Genomic DNA, 19095 nt, shown 5'->3' on the forward strand with positions numbered 1-19095 from the left:
GCCAGCTGCAACGTTAATCGTTTCACCGTTTGCGCTGATCGCCTGAAGACGCTTACGGCGCAGTACCGCCGTTCTGCCAGCCGCCACGCACTCATTGACCAAACGCAAATGGATCGCAGTTTGGACATTTCGCCATAGAGCAACGCTCAATGCGGGTGCTACTATGTTCAAGTGCATAAGACGATGCGGCGATGGGTTGCAATTCTCCTTATGACTTTGCTGTCAGGGAGCGTCTTTGCCCAATCTTGTGAGCTGAGCTGCGAGCTGTCTCGTGTGAGTGAGGGAGCAGCAGTCCATCAAGATGGCGCAACGCATCATCACGATTCGTCAGCTACCAGCGCAGCGGCAGACGATGCAGCATGCCCTTTGAGTGCACTTTGCGCCTTCGCTCACTCGATCGGGCTGCTGCCAGCCGATAACGCTTCCCGGCCTCAAGATCGTCCGCTCGAAGCACTTCGGGCACCTTTCGCGAACTTCAGCTCCGCTGAAGTCGTCCGCCTCGAACGACCTCCCGCTCCGTAGCGTTCAAACGTCACTAGTCCGTCTGCTGCAGCTCACTGCGCTGCAGCGTCGCGTCCGTTGTCTGAACGTAAGGAGATGCGCCATGCTAAGTGCCTTGGCCGACCATGTTTGTGCTCGTTGCAAACCCGAACTACCTCGAACTCATTGCAAAGCGTCTGTTGGCCACCGCCCATCGTGGAAGTTGTGGCAGACAGCGGTGGCTTTTACCCTTCTCGCCCCTTGGCAAACGCCAGCGTCAGCCGAACCTGGCGCCTCCACGAACAGCATCGAATTCGCCCAAGCCCTGCAAATTGCAGTCGAAAATTCTCCGCAACTGCAGGCGCAGGGTCATTCGATTCGCGCCGTTCAGGCAATGCGCCAAAGCGCTGGAGAATGGCCCGACCCGGTGCTCCGCGCCGGGGTTGATAACCTTCCAGTAAGCGGGAACGATCGCGGGCGACTGACGGCTGACACCATGACGATGCGTCGCATCGCCATTTCCCAGGAAATTACCGGCTCCGAAAAGCTGGATGCGCGCCGCCGTCGACTGGACGGAGAGATTCAACGCGAGCATCAGAACCGCCGCGTGCAGATCGCAGCGTTGCAGCGCGAAACCGCCCTGGCGTGGATCGACACTTTCTTCAGTGATCAGCAACGGAGAGTGCTGGCAACGCAGCGCGCCGAGGCCACACTGGCTGTCGATGCTGCCATTGCCGCATATCGCGCCGGACGGAATACACAAGCGGATGTAGCGCTGGCACAGTCTGCAGTCGCCACGATAGATGATCGAGCGATTCAGGTCGACCGGCAAGGCCAAGTCGCTCAAGCGCAACTTGCGCGCTGGATCGGACGCATGGCCAATCCAGAAACCCGCGGCGGTTTGCCAGCGTGGGCGACATCGGTGCCAGCAGACGATCAGGGGGTGGAGCTCCACCCGGCGGTACTGGCGCTGGACGCACAGATCGCCACGGCTTTGGCAGACAGGGACCTTGCAAGTGCGGCCAAACGGCCAGACTGGACTTGGGAAATCAGTCTGGGCCAGCGCGGCGGTGACAAAGCTAACCTGTTTTCAATTGCTGTCAGCATTCCCTTGCCTGTCGCGACAAGTCGCCGACAGGATTTGGACATTGCTGCGCGCGTTGCCCAAATTGACCAATGGGTGGCACAGCGTGCGGAGTTGATTCGCAGCCACATCGCAGAACGGCAGACGCTTCGTGCCGAGTGGAGCAGTCACCGTGATCGGCTTCGCTTGCTTGACAACAGGTTGTTGCCGCTGGCACGGGAGCGGACAACTGCCACGCTGAACAGTTACCGCAGCGGAACGGTGTCTCTCGTCTCGGTGGTGGATGCACGTCGTAACGAAATCGACATTGCCATGCAGCGACTCGACATCGAGCGAGAGCAGGCACGGACTTGGGCACAACTGCGCTATCTGCTACCAGATGGCAGTGCGTCTCAATACACAAACACGGAGCGCGCAAAGTGAAAAAGAGTTCGCAAATCAAGATCGGGCTGGTGATCGCCGGCGCGTCGCTGCTGACAGGCGGCGCATGGTGGATCGGCCTGAATCAGGGGCAAAGGATGGTGAACCCAACCGCAGCGTCGGGTGGCGCCATGACGGCAGCCACACCAGCGTCCACCAACGAAGCCAATCCAGCGTCAGGTCGGCGGGTGCTCTACTGGTACGACCCGATGGTGCCTTCGCAGAAGTTTGATCGTCCTGGTCGCTCGCCCTATATGGACATGGCACTGGTACCGAAGTACGCTGATGACGTGGACAGCATGGCGGGCGGTGTCGCCGTCAACCCACAGGTGCAGCAGAGCCTCGGTATCCGCACAGCCACGGTGGCAAGTGGCCCGCTGAACGTACCTTTCGAAGCCAGTGGCACGGTCGCGTATAACGAGCGCGAGGCGACTGTCGTGTCCACCCGCGTTGCAGGTACCGTCGAGCGGCTGCTGGTCAGGGCGCCGCTCGACTCGGTGCAGCGAGGCCAGGCAGTCGCCGAACTCTTTGTACCGGAGTGGCTAGCCGCGCAGGAAGAGTTCCTGGCGGTGCGCAAGACACAAGGCACGGACGTTGGCTTGCTGGTTGACGCAGCCCGACAACGAATGGTGATCGCGGGCATGCCGGACGACGTCATCCGCGCCGTTGAGCAATCGGGACAATTGCAACGTCGAATGACGCTGACAGCCACTTCCGGAGGCGTGGTCTCCGAGCTCGCCGTACGGGAGGGTCTGGCCGTTGCTGCGGGCAGCGTCCTGATGCGGGTCAACGGACTGTCGTCCGTCTGGGTAAACGCGGACATACCCGAAAGCCAAGCCTCCGGGATACGTTCGGGAGCAACGATTGAAGGCATGACACCTGCGCTGCCTGGCGAAGTGTTTCGAGGGCGCGTCAGCGGGCTGCTGCCCGAAGTCAACGCGACCACGCGCACCATTCGCACCCGAATTGAACTCCCAAATCCGCGCGGGCGACTACTTCCAGGGATGTTCATCAGCCTGCGCTTCGGTCGAGTAGCTCAGGGCAACGTTTTGCAAGTGCCGACCGAAGCGGTGATTCAGACCGGTCGCCGGACTATCGTCATGGTGGTCGGCGAATCGAACGGTCGCTTCCGCCCAGTTGACGTCGAGACCGGTGCCGAGGCAAACGGATTCACCGAGATACGAAAGGGACTGCTGGCAGGACAACGAGTCGCGGTATCAGGGCAATTCTTGCTCGATTCTGAGGCGAGTCTCACCACGGGTCTTGCACGCCTTTCCGGCGACATCATGTCACAGCCGTCCTCACCAGCCCGTCCTGTGCATCACGGCGAAGGAATCGTTGAGGCGATAGACACAGGCGAAGTAACGCTTTCGCACGGGCCGATCGCCACGCTCAAGTGGGGCGCCATGACCATGCCGTTCAAGCGGCCCGCGACCGCACTGCCTGCGAACTTGACGGTAGGAAGTCGCGTCGCCTTCGAGTTCGAAGCGCACGGCGACAATGAATTCCGGTTGATCCGCCTGCAGGTTCTCCCGGCCAACACACCCCCCAAGGACAAGTCACCATGATCGCGGCGCTCATTCGCTGGTCACTCGGCAACCGCTTTCTGGTGCTGCTGGCGACACTCACCGTCGCCGGCTGGGGCATCTATTCGGCGCAGCGCACGCCGCTGGATGCCATTCCCGACCTCTCCGATGTCCAGGTCATCATCCGCACCACTTATCCCGGTCAGGCGCCTCAGATTGTCGAGAACCAGATCACCTATCCGCTGACCACCACCATGCTGTCGGTACCGGGCGCGAAGACCGTGCGTGGCTATTCGTTCTTCGGTGACTCATTCGTCTATGTGCTGTTCGAGGATGGCACCGATCCCTACTGGGCTCGCTCGCGCGTACTCGAATACCTCAATCAGGCGCAGGCACGTTTGCCACGTGGCGCCACGGCGGCACTCGGGCCGGATGCTACCGGCGTCGGCTGGGTTTATGAGTACGCACTGATCGACAGAACTGGTCAGCAAGACCTGTCGCAGCTCAGAGCACTGCAGGATTGGTTCCTGAAGTACGAGCTCAAGGCAGTTGCCAACGTGTCCGAAGTCGCCAGCATCGGAGGCATGGTGCGGCAGTATCAGATCGTGCTTGATCCAGAGCGCTTGCGCGCCTACAACCTGCCGCACAGCAAAGTCATCGAAGCCGTTCAGCGCGCCAATCAGGAGGCCGGTGGCTCAGTGCTGGAGCTTGGCGAGGCGGAGTACATGGTGCGCGCGTCAGGTTATCTGCGCTCGCTGGATGACTTCCGCAAGATTCCGCTGGTGACAACGGATGCCGGGGTATCAGTGCGGCTGGGTGACGTGGCGCGTGTTCAGGTTGGTCCCGAAATGCGCCGCGGCATCGCTGAGCTCGATGGCGAAGGTGAAGTCGTCGGTGGCGTTGTGGTGATGCGCTCAGGCAAGAATGCGCTGGAAACGATTGCCGCCGTCAAGGCGAAGCTGGCCGCTCTCAAACCCAGTTTGCCACCGGGCGTCGAGATCGTGCCTGTCTACGACCGGTCAGATCTGATCCTGCGCGCGGTGGACCACCTAAAGACGAAGCTGGCGGAGGAATTCATTGTCGTCGCGCTGGTATGCCTGGTTTTCCTGTTTCATTTGCGTTCGGCGTTCGTGGCTATCGTGTCGCTGCCGCTGGGCGTGCTGATCGCCTTCATCATCATGCATCATCAAGGCGTCAACGCCAACATCATGTCGCTCGGCGGCATCGCCATTGCCATTGGTGCGATGGTCGACGCTGCCGTCGTCATGATCGAGAACGCCCACAAGCACATCGAACACTGGCGACATGCGAATCCCGGCGTCGAACTGCACAGTGAGGCCCAATGGCGAGTCATCGGCGATGCCGCCGTAGAAGTCGGTCCAGCACTGTTCTTCTCACTATTGATCATCACGCTGTCATTCATTCCTGTGTTTACGCTGGAGGCACAGGAGGGTCGTCTGTTTGCCCCGCTTGCCTTCACCAAAACTTACGCAATGGCAGCCGCAGCAGGGCTGTCGGTAACGCTGGTACCGGTGCTGATGGGCTATCTCATTCGTGGCCGCATTCCCGACGAACAGAAGAATCCCCTGAACCGGCTGCTGATCGCGCTTTACCAGCCTCTGCTCAACACGGTGCTGCGCTTTCCGAAGAGCACATTGGTTTCTGCTCTTTTGGTGGCCATCGCCAGCGCGTGGCCAGCGACCCAGCTGGGTGGCGAATTCATGCCGCCGCTGGACGAAGGCGATCTGCTCTACATGCCGTCGGCCTTGCCCGGTATATCCGCCGGAAAAGTTGGTGAACTCTTGCAGCAGACGGATCGTCTCATCAAGACCGTACCTGAAGTCGCGCGGGTGTTCGGCAAAGCAGGCCGTGCCGAGTCAGCGACGGATCCGGCGCCGCTGGAGATGCTGGAGACCACCATTCAGTTCAAGCCGCGCGAGCAATGGCGACCCGGCATGACCCCGGACAAGCTGGTCGAAGAACTGGATCGTGTCGTCAAAGTACCAGGACTCTCCAACATCTGGGTACCGCCGATCCGCAACCGAATTGACATGCTGGCCACCGGCATCAAGAGCCCGGTCGGTGTGAAAGTAGCAGGCACCGATCTGGCGTCGATTGACCGGGTAGCGACCGACATTGAGCGCATCGTCAAAACCGTTCCCGGCGTGACCTCCGCACTGGCCGAGCGGTTGAGCGGCGGACGTTATGTCGACATTCGCATCAACCGCGACAGCGCTGCACGGTTTGGCCTCAACATCGCTGATGTGCAAAGCATCGTGTCAGCTGCCGTCGGTGGCGACAACATTGGCGAGACGGTCGAAGGCCTGCAGCGCTTCCCGATCAATGTTCGCTATCCACGCGAAATCCGCGACTCGCTGGAGAAATTGCGCGCGTTGCCAATCCTCACCGAGCGCGGCGCGAGGCTGCGCTTGTCTGACGTCGCCGATATGGTGATTGCCGACGGCCCGCCGATGCTCAAGAGCGAGAACGTTCGCCTGTCGGGGTGGGTCTACGTTGACATTCGTGGCCGCGATCTACGCACGGTAGTGAAAGAGATGCAGGCGGCCGTGTCGAAGGAGATCAAGCTGCCACCCGGCATGTCCGTGTCGTGGTCAGGTCAGTTCGAATATCTGGAGCGTGCCAGCGCCAAACTGAAAATCGTGGTGCCCGCAACGTTGTTGATCATCTTCGTGCTGCTTTATCTGACATTCCGTCGCTTCGACGAGGCGATGCTGATTCTGGCTACCTTGCCCTTCGCTCTTGCTGGCGGTGTCTGGCTGCTCTGGGTGCTTGGCCACAATCTGTCAGTGGCCAGCGGTGTTGGTTTCATCGCGCTGGCGGGTGTGGCGGCCGAGTTCGGCGTAATCATGCTGCTCTATCTGCGGCAGGCATGGGACGCCAGCGTCGCCAACGGCAAGGCAACCGACGATGACCTGCTGAACGCAATCCATCATGGCGCGGTACTGCGCGTGCGACCGAAAGCGATGACCGTCGCAGTGATCGTGGCGGGGCTGGTGCCAATCATGGTTGGCGCAGGTACAGGCTCGGAGGTGATGCAGCGTATCGCCGCGCCGATGGTGGGTGGCATGGTCACGGCACCGCTATTGTCGATGTTTGTCATCCCCGCCGCCTACCTGATATTGCGGCGTCGTGCCCGTCAAAAATAATGCAGCAAAGGATCGCACTTGCCACTGCGGCAACACCTGCAACAACAGCAGAGTGTGTTCGTGCAGCATGTGCAACGGTTGTTACGTCCGCGCACAGCGCTCGACGCAGGTGTTGCGTTCCATGCGGTATGGCACCCTCGCCCGATCAACACCAGGTTCGTCAAGTCCTCCTGCGGCGCGAGGTGTTGCCGTAGCGAATGGTGCCGCACCTGGTTGCCGATGGTGCCTATCGTTCCACCACCGGGCGCCGGGTGAGGCGCAAGTAGACAATCGCGCATGCGATCACCAGATAGTTGGCTACCATAAACCACGGTGTATTCCACGCAAGCCCGTCAAATCCGCGCTCGGTGAAGGGGTAGAGCACGGGCACAGGGTAGAAGTCTGCCGAGTGTGTGAACACGTCGATGACGATGTGCGACCACCAGCCAAGCAGGGGCAACCACAGCGAACGCATGACAATCCAGTAAAGTGCCGTCACCACACCAGCCACCACGGCGCTGTGCATGATGCAGTGCAGGTGATGGGTGAGCGAAGCCACCGCTGGCGGCAGTGCCGGCTCCATTCCGGGGAGAGCCGTCACATAAGCCGTAAGCACCTTGACGCCGTCGGCATCAAATAACACTCGACCCACAAACGGCAGCAATTGAATGACATCGGGCACCATGGCCGCCAGAACCGTGGCAATGGCCGTCTTGCGGTCGATTGCCCAATACCGACTCGCCGCAGAGACGCCAATACCAGCCCACAGCCCATGCGCAACGATGTCCATGCGTCAGGCCAGCATCCCCTGAGCCGTGTGTCTCGCGAGACGCAGGCGCAAAGCATTCGCCACCACTGACGCTGAACTCAGGCTCATCGCAAGGGCAGCGATCATCGGTGAAAGCAGCCACCCAGTGAATGGGTACAGCAGGCCCGCAGCCAACGGCACGCCAAGTGCGTTGTAGATAAAGGCGAAGCCAAGATTCTGTTTCATGTTGCTCACGCTCGCGGCCGAGAGCTCTCGCGCAGCAGCAATGCCACGCAGATCGCCCTTGACGAGCGTAACCTGAGCGCTATTCATCGCAACATCTGTTCCCGTTCCCATCGCAATACCGACGTCGGCCTTCGCCAGAGCAGGCGCGTCGTTGATACCGTCCCCCGCCATGGCGACGATACTGCCTTCCTGCTGCAATCGCGTCACCAGCGACAGCTTGTCTGCCGGTTTTACTTCACCGTAGTACTCGTCGATGCCGAGCGTACTGGCGACCGCGCGAGCGGTAGCAACACCATCGCCAGTTGCCATGATGACGCGAATGCCAGTTCGCTGTAGCTGTGCCACGGCTTCTGGCGTACTTTCCTTGATCGGATCCGAGACGGCGAGTAGTCCCGCGAGGCGCTGATTCACCGCCAGATACATGACGCTGGCGCCAGATGCACGCAACGTTTCCGCTTGATCCTTCAACGAGTCAACGGTCACATCCGCCTGCGCCATAAGCGCTGTATTGCCAAGCATCAGGGCATCACCACCGACCCGCCCCTGCACGCCGATGCCGGTCGCGGATTCAAATGATTCCGGCTTGGTTAACGGGAGGCCCCGTTCGCTGGCGGCCCAAACAATCGCAGCGGCCAGCGGGTGCTCGCTGCCCTGGTCGAGACTGGCCGCGAGACGCAATACATCGTCCTCACTCAGCGCGCCGGCACTGACGACGGCGTTGAACCGCGGCTTTCCCTCGGTCAGGGTACCGGTCTTGTCAACGATCAGCGTGTTCACTTTTCTGAGATTCTCGATCGCAGCTGCGTCCCGAAAGAGAATGCCTTGTGTTGCCGCCTTGCCGGTCACCACCATGATTGACATTGGCGTCGCGAGACCAAGGGCACAGGGGCAAGCAATGATCAATACTGCGACCGAATTCACGAGTCCGTACACCCAGCTTGGTGCCGGCCCCAGCACGCCCCAGCCAATCAGCGTCAGCAACGCGATGATGACGACTCCCACGACGAAGTAGGCGGCTACGCGGTCCGCCATTCGCTGCATTGGCGCACGGGAACGCTGCGCCTGTGCCACCATTTGCACGATTTGCGACAGCAGCGTCTGCGCACCGACCTTTTCGGAGCGCATCACCATCGCCCCGGTGGTGTTGAGCGAGGCACCAACCAGTTTGTCGCCGGGACGCTTGCTCACCGGAATCGGCTCGCCGGTCAGCATTGACTCATCAACGGCGCTGCTGCCCTCAGTGACCACGCCGTCCACCGGCACTTTCTCGCCGGGCCTGACGCGCAGGACGTCGCCAACATGCACATGCGATAACGGCACATCTTCTTCAGTGCCATCCGCGCCGATGCGCCGCGCTGTCTTGGGTGCAAGACCGAGCAGCGATTTGATGGCGGCAGATGTCTGCGATCTCGCCTTCAGCTCCAGCATCTGTCCAAGCAGCGTCAGCGAAATGATCACAGCCGCTGCTTCAAAGTAAACCGACACCCGCCCCATTGACTGAAAATCAGCAGGAAAAGCACCGGGTACTACGGTCGCAATGACGCTATACAAAAAAGCTGCACCGGTACCCAGCCCGATGAGTGTCCACATATTTGGACTACGGTTGACGACAGACTGCCAACCGCGCACGAAAAAGGGAGCGCCCGCCCACAGCACAACGGGCAGGCTGAACAACAGCTCGATCCAGCTCTGCAAGGCCGCGCCCGGCCACGCAATGCGGTGACCAAACATCGCGAGCAAGGTAACCACCGCCGTCAGCGGCAATGTCCACCAGAATCGTCGACGGAAATCCTCAAGCTCCGGGTTGTCATCGGTGTCGAGGGTCGGCATAACCGGCTCCAGTGTCATGCCGCAGATGGGGCAAATACCGGGGCCATCCTTGCGAATTTGCGGATGCATTGGGCAGGTATAGATCACCCTGCCATTGATAGCTGCTGGCACGTCAGTAGCATCGGCCTCACGATCAGGTGGCGCCGCCGACCCTGACGACACGGCAGCCGGCGTGCGGTGGCCGGAGTGTCCGGTTGGCATTGATGTGTGATCTTGATGGTGATGGTGTTCGTGTTCGTTCATCTGCACGGCTCGCAATGAAAACAGTTGATCAAAACCCGATCTTCATCGACTGGGGAATACGAATTCGTTGAGCATCTACCAAAACCGGATCTGCACGGATCTAGCTGCGAATCTGCGTTACCAAGGATCTTGCACAAGAAGGTGAATGTTCTCTTCGATGCGGGCAGTTTTCCGAGAATCTGGTTAGCGATGAAGCAACACAAAAGCGGGCAGGAACGACTAACTGCGCGACGGACAAAAAGAGGAGCGAATACAGGCGTATCCTACCGGTGTTCTGCTGAACATGGCGCTCACGAAAATGAACGACAATCCCTCTCGCAAAACGTCATCTGCTGTGGCACGCTGCCGAGTCGCTGCCCTGATGCTCGCCGTGATCGCTATTGCGTTCGCGCTTCGCGAGCACTGGGGCCATATCTTTGGGCTAAGCCCTTATCTCCTGCTTTTGGCGTGCCCGTTGATGCACCTGTTCATGCACCACGGACACCACAAACACGGAGATTCAGACCATGATCAGCCCGAACATCGCATGCCCATGAATAGTCACAAATAGTGGATCGTTACGGTCCTCCGCACGAGCGAACAGCGTAGCGACTGTCCGATATGTCAAACACTGTTGGCCGAATGCAGGAGTGCCGCGTGCAATTGAAGTAGTCGGATCCTATCCGCATTTCGCCTATTTGATGACCTGCAACTCGGTGACTGTGTACTTCCCCGCGACGCTAGCCACTTTGAACTTGATCTTGTCGCCCACTTTGAGCGTGCCGATCTGAACGCTTTCCTGCAATTGGAAGACCATCGTCATTGCCGGCATGTCAAGATTCTTGATCTCACCATGCTTGATGGTGATCTTTCTGGCATCGGTATCGATCTTGCGGATTTCGCCTTCTGCTGGCTCGATAGCAGGCGTCGCTGCCGCCGGGACATGTCCAGCGTGGCTGGCATGATTGTCGGCTGCGTGAGCTATTGCGGTGAGTGACAGCATTACCGGAGCGGCCCCAGCCGCAAAGGCGGTAAGCACGACGGTGCGAATGAAGTGGATTTGGCTGGATTGCATTGATTTGACCTTTGCTTGCTTGACGTCGTTAGAAAGTAGTTAAATGGCCAGAAAGGGTTAGTGTCCGCGCGTCGACAGGACGCGGAGCGTGCCTCGCATTCCGGCCTGATAGTGCCCGGCAATCAGGCAGGCGAATTCGAACTCGCCCGCACGGTTGAACTGCCAGACGATTTCGCCAGTCTTGCCTGGCGCCACGTGTGCCATGTAGGGCTCATCGTGCTCCATGCCCGGGTGCTTGAGCATCAGTTCAGCGTGGGCAGCGTTGTCGGCCGGTGTGCCGATCACGAATTCGTGCAGCATCGTTCCCGTGTTGTGCACGCGGATGCGTAATGTCTCACCAACTCGCACCGTGATCGCGTCGGGCGCGAAGCGCATGCTGTCCAGCATGGTCACGTTCACCGTGCGGCGCACAGCCTTGGTATCGCCAGCAATTCCCCAAGCCTTCTGTTCTTTCACTGTCGTCTTGGTGGCGCTGCGCGCTTTGACTGATTCAGTGCTGGCGTGCTCACCATGTGCGTGGACGGTGTTCACTCCGGCAATGCCCGTCACCAGAGTCACGGCGATCATGCGCCGGAGATACCGCGGGGGGCCGCTCATTGTCCATGCCCCCCGTGACCGGCCGTTCCCACGGGCTTGCGCACCTGCACTTCGACCGTCGCGCCAGACGTGCCGGGCCGTTGATTGGTGACAGGGGTTGCGACACGGGGCATTGCCCCACCGCCTGCATCACTTGCACGCGGCGTGGCCGGTGCGGCGCCGGTCCACTCGCGAGCCTGCGTCCCTGGCGGGTGCTTGAACCAGCCAGGGTCGCTGTAGTCCCCCCGCTTCTGCTCGCGTCGCACTTTGAGCACGCTGAACATGCCGCCCATCTCGACACCGCCGAACGGCCCCTGGCCGGTCATCATCGGAATCGTGTTGTCGGGCAGCGGCATTTCCATCTCGGCCATGTCGGCCATGCCGCGCTCACCCATCACCATGTAGTCCGGGATCAGCTTGTTGATCCTGGCGGCGACCCCGCTGTGATCGACACCGATCATCGTGGGCACGTTGTGCCCCATCGCGTTCATGGTGTGGTGACTCTTGTGGCAGTGCATCGCCCAATCGCCTTCTTCGTCGGCGATGAATTCAATCTGGCGCATCTGGCCAACACCGATGTCGGTCGTCACTTCCGGCCAGCGGGCGGTTTTCGGTACCGGCCCGCCATCTGTGCCAGTCACTTCAAACTCGTGACCGTGAACGTGGATTGGATGATTAGTCATCGTCAGATTGCCAATGCGCATTCGGACGCGATCACCATGGCGCACGTTGAATGAGTCAATGCCCGGGAACAGCCGGCTATTCCACGTCCACAGGTTGAAGTCGAGCATGGTCATGATCTTCGGCGTGTAACTGCCGGGATCGATGTCATAGGCTGCGAGCAGGAAGCAGAAATCGCGATCGACCTCGCTGATCAACGGATGCTTCGCTTTCGGGTGTGTCACCCAGAAGCCCATCATGCCCATCGCCATCTGCGTCATTTCGTCAGCGTGCGGGTGATACATGAAGGTGCCGGGTCGCCGCGCCACAAACTCATAGACGAACGTCTTGCCCGGCTGGATTGAGGGTTGCGTCAGCCCTGACACACCGTCCATGCCGTTCGGCAAGCGCTGGCCATGCCAGTGCATGCTGGTGTGTTCGGGCAGCTTGTTGGTGACGAAGATGCGCACGCGATCACCTTCCACCACTTCAATGGTCGGGCCCGGGCTTTGTCCGTTGTAGCCCCACAGATGCGCTTTCATCCCCGGTGCCATTTCGCGCACCACCGGTTCGGCGACCAGATGAAATTCCTTCACGCCGTTGTTCATGCGCCACGGCAAGGTCCAGCCGTTGAGTGTGACCACCGGGTTGTAGGGGCGGCCGCTGTTCGGTGTCAGCGGCGGCATGGTGTCGGCCCGCATCTGCAGCACGGGTTCAGGCAGTGCGGCAAGCGCCACACGGCTCACCGCGCCCGCCGTCACCGCGGCGGCAACAGTGCCGGCACCAGCAAAAAATTGTCGTCTTGAAGTCATCACATGTGCCTCGTCAATGTCCGCCGCCGGCTTGCGATGTGCTCGCGGCGCCGCCCGTCGTGGCGAATGAGGTGAGATTGGGTTTGCCGACCATCGCCATGTCGAGATCAGCATTGGCCAGCCAGAAGTCGCGTTGCGCGCCGATCGCTGCGTTGACAGTGGCGATCTGAGTGCGCGTATCGGCCAGCAGCTCAAACACGCCAATCAGCATGCCGTTGTAACGCAACAGGTTTTCGTCCGAGATGCGCTTTGCCAGCGGCACCATTTCATCGCGGTAATGCCGGGCAACGTCGTACGCAGTGCGCCAGGCAAGATAGGCCTCACGGACCTCCGAACGCGCATTCACCGCAGTCTCGGCAGCGCGGTTGACCGCCTGCATGTAGTAAGCCTCAGCCTTTTCGATACGCGATTCACCCCAGTCAAACAGCGGCAACTCGATGGACAACTCATAGCCAAGATTGGACGAATTGCCTTCTGACGTCTTGCGCGTGAGTCCAAGATCGAGAAGATTCAGGAAGCGCGTGGTCCGGGTGAGACCGAGATTGCGCGCGGTCCGCTCGGCGCCAAATTTGGCGCTCAACACATCCAGCCGCTGCGTCAGCGCGGTGCGTTCGAGATCGACGCGTTCCGGCAAGTTCACGGGCAGTTCAGGTAGCCGCTCTGGCAATGCAAGCGCTGTTTGATCTCCCCACAGCCCGAGCAGACGCGTCAGCCGCTCGCGGGCACTTGTCGCCGCCTGCTGCGCCCGCGCCAAATTCAGCGTCGCCTCGGCATAGAACGCCTGTTCGCGTGCCCGTTGCAGACGATTGAAGTTGCCCGCCTCGGCCATGCGTCGCGCCAGTTCAGCACTCGCTTCGGCCGCGTCTTTCACCTGCGCGAGGTAGCGTGCGGACTCGGTGGCAGCAACTGCCTGGTACCAGGCCTTGCGTGTCTCCGAGGCCAGTGTCAGCACTTCCACGGCGACTGCCCGTTGCGTCTGCTCGAAGCGTGCTTCCTCGGTTCGCTTCAGCAGTGGCAACACCAGCAGTCGCGCGAGGCTGTAGTGCAGCGAGTGCTCGATTTCAAGGTTGGCACCACTGCGCGGGCGGCTGATGGTGAGGCCTGGGTTGGGCAGGCGACTGGCCTCCAGCAACTCGGCATCGGCGACGCCGAGTTCAGCCAGCGTCGCCTGCAGGCCGCGATTGTTGAGCAGCGCCACCTGAACCGCGCTTTCGGCATTGAGCGGCTGCGCCAGCAACGTCGCCACACGATTCTCAATCGCGCGTCGATCTTCGCCATTGCGCGCGGCTTCCACACTGACACCGCCGAGCTCACGCGCCATCTTCTGCACGTTGGCGACCGTCGATGCCGGGCGCGTCGATGCGCAACCGCCGAGGATGATCAGCGCCCCAAGCGCCGCCAGCGCGTTGCACGCCAATTTTTGCCATCCATTGTCGGGGAGCGAAATTGCCCTAGTGCGCATGTGTGGAGCCCTTTGCTGGTTGCTGCCCTGCGGGCGGTTTGACCTGGGGACTTGATGCAGGCGGAGGAGCAACAGTTGACTCGCGCGCTGCGTCGCGCGCGGCCTCGCGCGCGTAGGCGCGCCAACCGCCGGCGCGGGCAGTCGCCTCGTTGCTGGCGGTCCAGGGCTGCACGGGCCGGTCCTGCCAACTGCGGTATCCGTCGAATGCCGAGCGGTACACCGGGGCAATGCCTGGCAAGTCCGCACTGGCGGGATCGGGCGCGGTCAATGCCGCAGTAGAGAAACCGGTCAAGCTGATCCCGGTGAGCAGGACCAGGACCCGAACCAAGGAACGCGCATCGTCTCGCCAGTAGCGCCGGGCGTGGCCGCGCAGGCTATCGCTTGAAAACAACATCGACAAACTCCGAAAACAAAACCGGGTGGGTGCGCTCGGCACCAGCACTTTTTGCGCGCAAGGGCGCTTCCCGCCGCATCCTGACGTGATGGGCGGTTACGGTGTCTTCAGGTTCGTGGTGGACGGTCGAAGCCGTCAGGGTCGTAGGTCGGACGTACGGCCGGTATTTCGGGCAACAGCGGCAGCGTTGGCACCGGAACGATCATCTGTGCCGGCGACGCGCTGATCGTTGCCGCGCAACAGAACGCGCTGCAATCGGCTTTGCTGTCACCTGTTGCCGGCATGTCGCCGTGCGTAGCGTGCGCATGATGGCGATCGGCAGTTGTCGCGTCGGCAGCATGCTTGTGCGCACCATGTGAGCCGCCGGCGTGCTGCGGCACATGCATCGCGGCCGCACTCCCGCCCATCACGACGCAATGCACGCGCGTGGTCGCCGCCACGCCCTGCCACGGCAGGGTAAAGGCAATCAGCAAGACCAGCAGAATGCGAACACGATTCATAAAAACATTTTCGCAGAACACCGGTTAGGCGCCCTGCGTTGCGTCAAGTTCCTTTGCAGCGCACTGGTCATCAACTTTTCAGGCTAAGCCGCATTCACTTTGGGCTGAAAGCACACTTCGCCGACAAGTCGACTTTTATCACTTTCGTGGTCTTAGCCCACGTGCAACAAGGAGTTGATGAGAAAGCTGTCAGTCCAGTTCATCGATCCACGCTTGCTGGATGGCCTCCAGAATGCGCTCACCGCAGTGCTTCGGGTCGTCGTCAAACTCGGGCAGCGCCAGCACCATGTCCATCAGCGCCGTGAAGCGCACCTGCGCCGGATCCACATCAGGATGGGCGTCGGTGAGCTGGATCGCGATTTCCAGCGAATCGGTCCATTTGAGCTTGGGCGCAGCCATCAGTGATTCTCCCGCGCGTGGTTGATGGTGTATTTCGGCAGCTCCACGGTGAGGTCATCGTCACCCACCTTCACCTGGCAGGACAGACGCGACACACTGGTCAGCCCCCACGCGCGATCGAGCAGATCTTCTTCGTCCTCGCTCATTTCGCCCGTCTTGCTGAAGCCTTCGCGAACGATCACGTGGCACGTGGTACAGGCGAGCGACTGATCGCACGCATGCTCGATGCCGATATTGGCGTCAAGCAGGGCCGTACACAGCGACACACCGGGCTTCGGCGTGAATTGAACACCCTCGGGGCAAAGCTCCGGGTGTGGGAGCACTTTGATGACCGCCATATCGCTCAAACCATCTTTTCAACGCTGTCGATACGGCGGCCGGTGAGGGCCTCGCGCACTGCGCGATCCATTCGCCGCCCGGCAAAATCAGTGCTGGCCACATTGAGCGCCTCGGTCGCACGCGCAATGGCACGATGGTCGCTGCCCTCGGCCAACTGCTTCAGATGGGCAATTTGTGACGATAGCGCGGCGTGCTCGGCATCGTTCAACAGCGCGCGGTCAACATTCACCGCGTTGGACAACGCAGCGATCAGCGCCTGGGCATCAACGCGCGCCTCGGCGAGCGCACGCGCTTGCATGTCGCTGCCGGCCGCGGCAAAAGCGCTCTGCAGCATGCTCGCAATTTCGCCGTCACCCAGACCGTAACTCGGCTTGACCACGATATCGGCGCGGACATTGCTGGTGGTCTCGGTAGCGCTGACCGACAGCAAGCCATCAGCGTCCACCTGAAAGGTCACGCGAATGCGCGCCGCGCCCGCCACCATCGGCGGGATGCCACGCAGTTCGAAACGCGCCAGCGAACGGCAATCAGCCACCAGCTCACGCTCGCCCTGCACCACGTGCAGCGCCATCGCGGTCTGGCCGTCCTTGAAGGTGGTGAACTCCTGCGCCTTGGCCACCGGGATGGTCGAGTTGCGCGGAATGATCTTTTCGACCAGCCCACCCATCGTCTCCAGCCCGAGCGACAGCGGGATCACATCAAGCAGCAGATGTTCACCGCCTGCGCTGGCGTTGCCCGCCAGCTGGTCGGCCTGGATCGCGGCGCCCAGCGCCACAACCTCGTCGGGATTCATGTCAGCCAGCGGCGGCTTGCCGAAATGTGCCTGCAGCGCGGCACGCACATGCGGCATGCGCGTCGCGCCGCCGACCAGCACCACGCCGTCAATCTCTTCCGCCTTCACTTTGGCGTCGCGCAGCGCGCGCTTGACGGCCGTTAGCGTGCGGTCAACCAGCGGCTGCGTGAGCGAGAAAAACTGCTCGCGCTCTACGTCGAGGGAGCTGTCGAAGCCACAGCCCCAGTTGACCTTGATTGTTGCTGTCGCCGCGTCGGTCAGAGCTTCTTTCGCGCCACGCGCGGCGGCATGCAGATTGGCCTGCCCTGTCGGCGACAGCGTGCGTGTGAGGCCCCAGGTATCGAAGGCGTGCTTGGCCAGCGCCGAATCAAAGTCGTCGCCGCCGAGATGGGTATCACCCGCCGTCGCCAGCACCTCGAACACGCCACGCGACAGGCGCAGGATCGACACGTCAAAGGTGCCGCCGCCGAGGTCGTAGATCAGGAAAGTGCCTTCAGCATGCTTGTCGAGTCCGTACGCGACGGCCGCAGCAGTGGGCTCGTTGAGCAGCCGCAATACGTTCAGTCCCGCGAGCTTGGCAGCGTCTTTGGTGGCCTGACGCTGCGCGTCGTCGAAGTATGCTGGCACCGTGATCACGGCGCCATACAGCGGGCCGCCAAGGCTCTGCTCCGCGCGATCCTTAAGCGCACGCAAAATCTCCGCCGAGATTTCAATCGGCGACATCGCACCCTGCCGCGTGGTGATCTTGAGCTGGCCCTTGCCATCACCAGTCGGCGTCGAGAACTGGTAGCGTGCCGTGGCATCGCCGCGCAGGTCAGCCACGCTGCGGCCCATGAAGCGTTTGACCGAAGTGATGGTGTTGAGCGCATCATCGCCACGATGCGCGAGCGCCGCATCGCCGATCTCGATCACGCCCTCTTCGCCATAGCGCACGGCAGACGGCAGCATGGTGTGGCCATCGACATCGGGCAGGCACTCGGGCACCGCGTTACGAATGGTCGCGACCAGCGAGTTGGTGGTCCCGAGATCTATGCCCACCGCCAGCCGTCGCGTGTGCGGTTCGGGGCTTTCGTTGGGCTCGGAAATTTGCAGCAGCGCCATGCGTGTTTTTTCTGTTGTGGGCTTGAGCCGGGGAGTGCGGGCTATTGTTCCAGATCGGCCAGCGCGGCATCGACCTCGTCACCGAGCTTCTGCATGAAGCGCATCTTGCGCGCCAGCGTCGTCGCAACCGGCAGATGCTCGCCGCGCCAGGCGGCCGCAAAGGTATCGCCGAGCGAGTGCAGGATACTGGTGATCTCGCTCGCCATTTCTTCCAGCCGCTCGCTGTCTTCCTTCAGCTTGGCGTCGGCCAGCGCCTCGCGCCATTCAACCTGTTCCATCAGGAAGTCCACCGGCATTGACGTGTCACTTGCGGCCAGCGCGTCGATGCCCTTGAGCGACAACAAGTGCATCGCCCGCCGCACCGGGTCTTTCAGCGTGTTGTAGGCATCGTTGATCTCGACGGCACGTGCCATGGCGATGCGCTGCTCGACGTCGGTCGCGTTGGCAAAGCGGTCGGGATGTACTGCAGATTGCAGGTCGCGATAGCGCGAGGCCAGTGCCGACAAATCGATATTGGTGTCCGCCTGCAAGCCGAACGCCTCAAAAGCGTTCATCACGCTTACCTGCCCCGGCGTGCCGCAGCAATTTCTGCCGCGAGATCATCGGGAATCGGCAACGGCTTGAACGGGCTGACGTTGGCGCCGCCGGTGTTGCCGGTAGGAACCCAGCCAAACACGGTCTTGGTTGCCGCACCGATGATGCGCATCAGTTGTCCGCGCAGTTCCGCCATGTCCTTCTGGTGAAAAGCCCATCGGGCCATGCGAAGGTGGGCCAGCACGTGCAGTGCGGTGGACTGCTGACCGAGGACGTGAGCGCGTTCCAGGTGACGAAACTGCGCTGCCGGCGCTTGCACCAGCGACGCCGCATTCAACTCGCGACGGACAGCCGGCTCAATATTCCTGCGAAACGAAGTCATGCGCGACGCTGCGTTACACCGTGAACGATTCGCCGCAGCCGCAACGCGCCTTTTCACGCGGGTTGTTGAATTTGAAGCCCTCATTCAACCCTTCGCGCTGGAAATCAAGCTCGGTACCGTCAAGGACGCTGAGGCTCTTCGGATCGATCAACACTTTGGTGCCAAAGCTTTCGAACACCAGATCCTCGGGTTGCGACTCGTCGGCATACTCAAGTTTGTAGGCAAGGCCCGAGCACCCGGTGGTCTTCACACCGAGACGAATACCGATACCGCGACCGCGCTTGGCGATGTACTTCTGGACGTGATTGGCGGCGGCTTGGGTGAGAGTGACTGACATAAACAACTACCTTCGTAGGGCGGGCACTG

18 protein-coding genes are annotated in these 19095 nt (G+C 61.1%); 4 read left to right on the forward strand and 14 right to left on the reverse strand.

Annotated features, from left to right (window positions below):
- Nucleotides 1-616: 616 nt before the first annotated feature.
- From FKL89_RS12435 to FKL89_RS12445, 3 genes are read left to right on the forward strand one after another with little or no spacing between them, the layout of a single operon-like run.
- A complete protein-coding gene (locus tag FKL89_RS12435; RefSeq protein WP_238363343.1) occupies nt 617-1987 on the forward strand; it encodes a TolC family protein in 1371 nt (456 codons plus the stop codon).
- Nucleotides 1984-3552: an efflux RND transporter periplasmic adaptor subunit gene (locus tag FKL89_RS12440; protein WP_156863071.1), complete on the forward strand. Its 1569-nt coding sequence runs from the start codon at nt 1984-1986 to the stop codon at nt 3550-3552. Before FKL89_RS12435 ends, FKL89_RS12440 begins: the two co-directional genes overlap by 4 nt.
- Nucleotides 3549-6677, forward strand: coding sequence for an efflux RND transporter permease subunit (locus FKL89_RS12445; RefSeq protein WP_156863073.1), 3129 nt, complete (start codon nt 3549-3551; stop codon nt 6675-6677). Before FKL89_RS12440 ends, FKL89_RS12445 begins: the two co-directional genes overlap by 4 nt.
- 226 nt (nt 6678-6903) lie before the next feature.
- Here FKL89_RS12445 and FKL89_RS12450 read toward each other — a convergent pair whose 3' ends face one another.
- Both FKL89_RS12450 and FKL89_RS12455 read right to left on the reverse strand, forming a co-directional pair.
- Nucleotides 6904-7446 (reverse strand): metal-dependent hydrolase, encoded by a 543-nt coding sequence (locus FKL89_RS12450; RefSeq protein ID WP_156863075.1) that lies wholly within the window; start codon nt 7444-7446, stop codon nt 6904-6906.
- A gap of 3 nt (nt 7447-7449) precedes the next feature.
- Nucleotides 7450-9681, reverse strand: coding sequence for a copper-transporting P-type ATPase (locus FKL89_RS12455; RefSeq protein WP_238363344.1), 2232 nt, complete (start codon nt 9679-9681; stop codon nt 7450-7452).
- A gap of 403 nt (nt 9682-10084) precedes the next feature.
- On the opposite strand from FKL89_RS12455, the gene FKL89_RS12460 reads away from it, so the two are divergent.
- Nucleotides 10085-10273, forward strand: coding sequence for a DUF2933 domain-containing protein (locus tag FKL89_RS12460; RefSeq protein WP_238363601.1), 189 nt, complete (start codon nt 10085-10087; stop codon nt 10271-10273).
- 123 nt (nt 10274-10396) lie between these two features.
- Here the strand turns inward: FKL89_RS12460 and FKL89_RS12465 are convergent, their stop codons facing one another.
- The 12 genes from FKL89_RS12465 to iscA all read right to left on the reverse strand — a co-directional run bounded on the left by FKL89_RS12465 (nt 10397) and on the right by iscA (nt 19066).
- A complete protein-coding gene (locus tag FKL89_RS12465) occupies nt 10397-10705 on the reverse strand; it encodes a copper-binding protein (protein ID WP_156863081.1) in 309 nt (102 codons plus the stop codon).
- A gap of 129 nt (nt 10706-10834) precedes the next feature.
- Nucleotides 10835-11374, reverse strand: coding sequence for a cupredoxin domain-containing protein (locus tag FKL89_RS12470; protein WP_238363345.1), 540 nt, complete (start codon nt 11372-11374; stop codon nt 10835-10837).
- The gene (locus FKL89_RS12475; protein ID WP_156863082.1) at nt 11371-12825 is read right to left on the reverse strand and encodes a multicopper oxidase family protein; all 1455 of its coding nucleotides are present in this window, start codon (nt 12823-12825) and stop codon (nt 11371-11373) included. The genes FKL89_RS12470 and FKL89_RS12475 overlap by 4 nt, the downstream gene beginning before the upstream one ends.
- A 13-nt stretch (nt 12826-12838) precedes the next feature.
- Nucleotides 12839-14242 carry a TolC family protein gene (locus tag FKL89_RS12480; RefSeq protein ID WP_238363346.1) on the reverse strand — a complete coding sequence of 468 codons (1404 nt, stop codon included), beginning with the start codon at nt 14240-14242 and terminating at the stop codon, nt 12839-12841.
- Nucleotides 14243-14276: 34 nt separating this feature from the next.
- A complete protein-coding gene (locus FKL89_RS12485) occupies nt 14277-14681 on the reverse strand; it encodes a hypothetical protein (protein WP_156863086.1) in 405 nt (134 codons plus the stop codon).
- 107 nt (nt 14682-14788) lie between these two features.
- Nucleotides 14789-15181 (reverse strand): hypothetical protein, encoded by a 393-nt coding sequence (locus tag FKL89_RS12490; protein ID WP_156863088.1) that lies wholly within the window; start codon nt 15179-15181, stop codon nt 14789-14791.
- Nucleotides 15182-15370: 189 nt separating this feature from the next.
- Entirely contained in the window at nt 15371-15580 is a 210-nt protein-coding gene (gene iscX, locus FKL89_RS12495) for a Fe-S cluster assembly protein IscX (RefSeq protein ID WP_156863090.1), read from the reverse strand.
- Nucleotides 15580-15918, reverse strand: a complete 339-nt coding sequence (gene fdx, locus FKL89_RS12500) for an ISC system 2Fe-2S type ferredoxin (protein WP_156863092.1) — start codon at nt 15916-15918, stop codon at nt 15580-15582. Before fdx ends, iscX begins: the two co-directional genes overlap by 1 nt.
- A 5-nt stretch (nt 15919-15923) precedes the next feature.
- Nucleotides 15924-17813, reverse strand: a complete 1890-nt coding sequence (gene hscA / locus FKL89_RS12505; protein ID WP_156863094.1) for a Fe-S protein assembly chaperone HscA — start codon at nt 17811-17813, stop codon at nt 15924-15926.
- 41 nt (nt 17814-17854) lie between these two features.
- Nucleotides 17855-18367 carry a Fe-S protein assembly co-chaperone HscB gene (gene hscB / locus FKL89_RS12510; RefSeq protein ID WP_156863096.1) on the reverse strand — a complete coding sequence of 171 codons (513 nt, stop codon included), beginning with the start codon at nt 18365-18367 and terminating at the stop codon, nt 17855-17857.
- A 5-nt stretch (nt 18368-18372) separates the two neighbouring features.
- Nucleotides 18373-18729: a DUF3703 domain-containing protein gene (locus tag FKL89_RS12515; protein ID WP_156863097.1), complete on the reverse strand. Its 357-nt coding sequence runs from the start codon at nt 18727-18729 to the stop codon at nt 18373-18375.
- A 13-nt stretch (nt 18730-18742) separates the two neighbouring features.
- Complete coding sequence (iscA, locus tag FKL89_RS12520; RefSeq protein WP_156863099.1) at nt 18743-19066, reverse strand: iron-sulfur cluster assembly protein IscA; 324 nt, start codon at nt 19064-19066, stop codon at nt 18743-18745.
- Between the last annotated feature and the right edge of the window lie 29 nt (nt 19067-19095).

Origin of the sequence: Casimicrobium huifangae, assembly GCF_009746125.1 — a bacterium.
Lineage (GTDB): Bacteria > Pseudomonadota > Gammaproteobacteria > Burkholderiales > Casimicrobiaceae > Casimicrobium > Casimicrobium huifangae.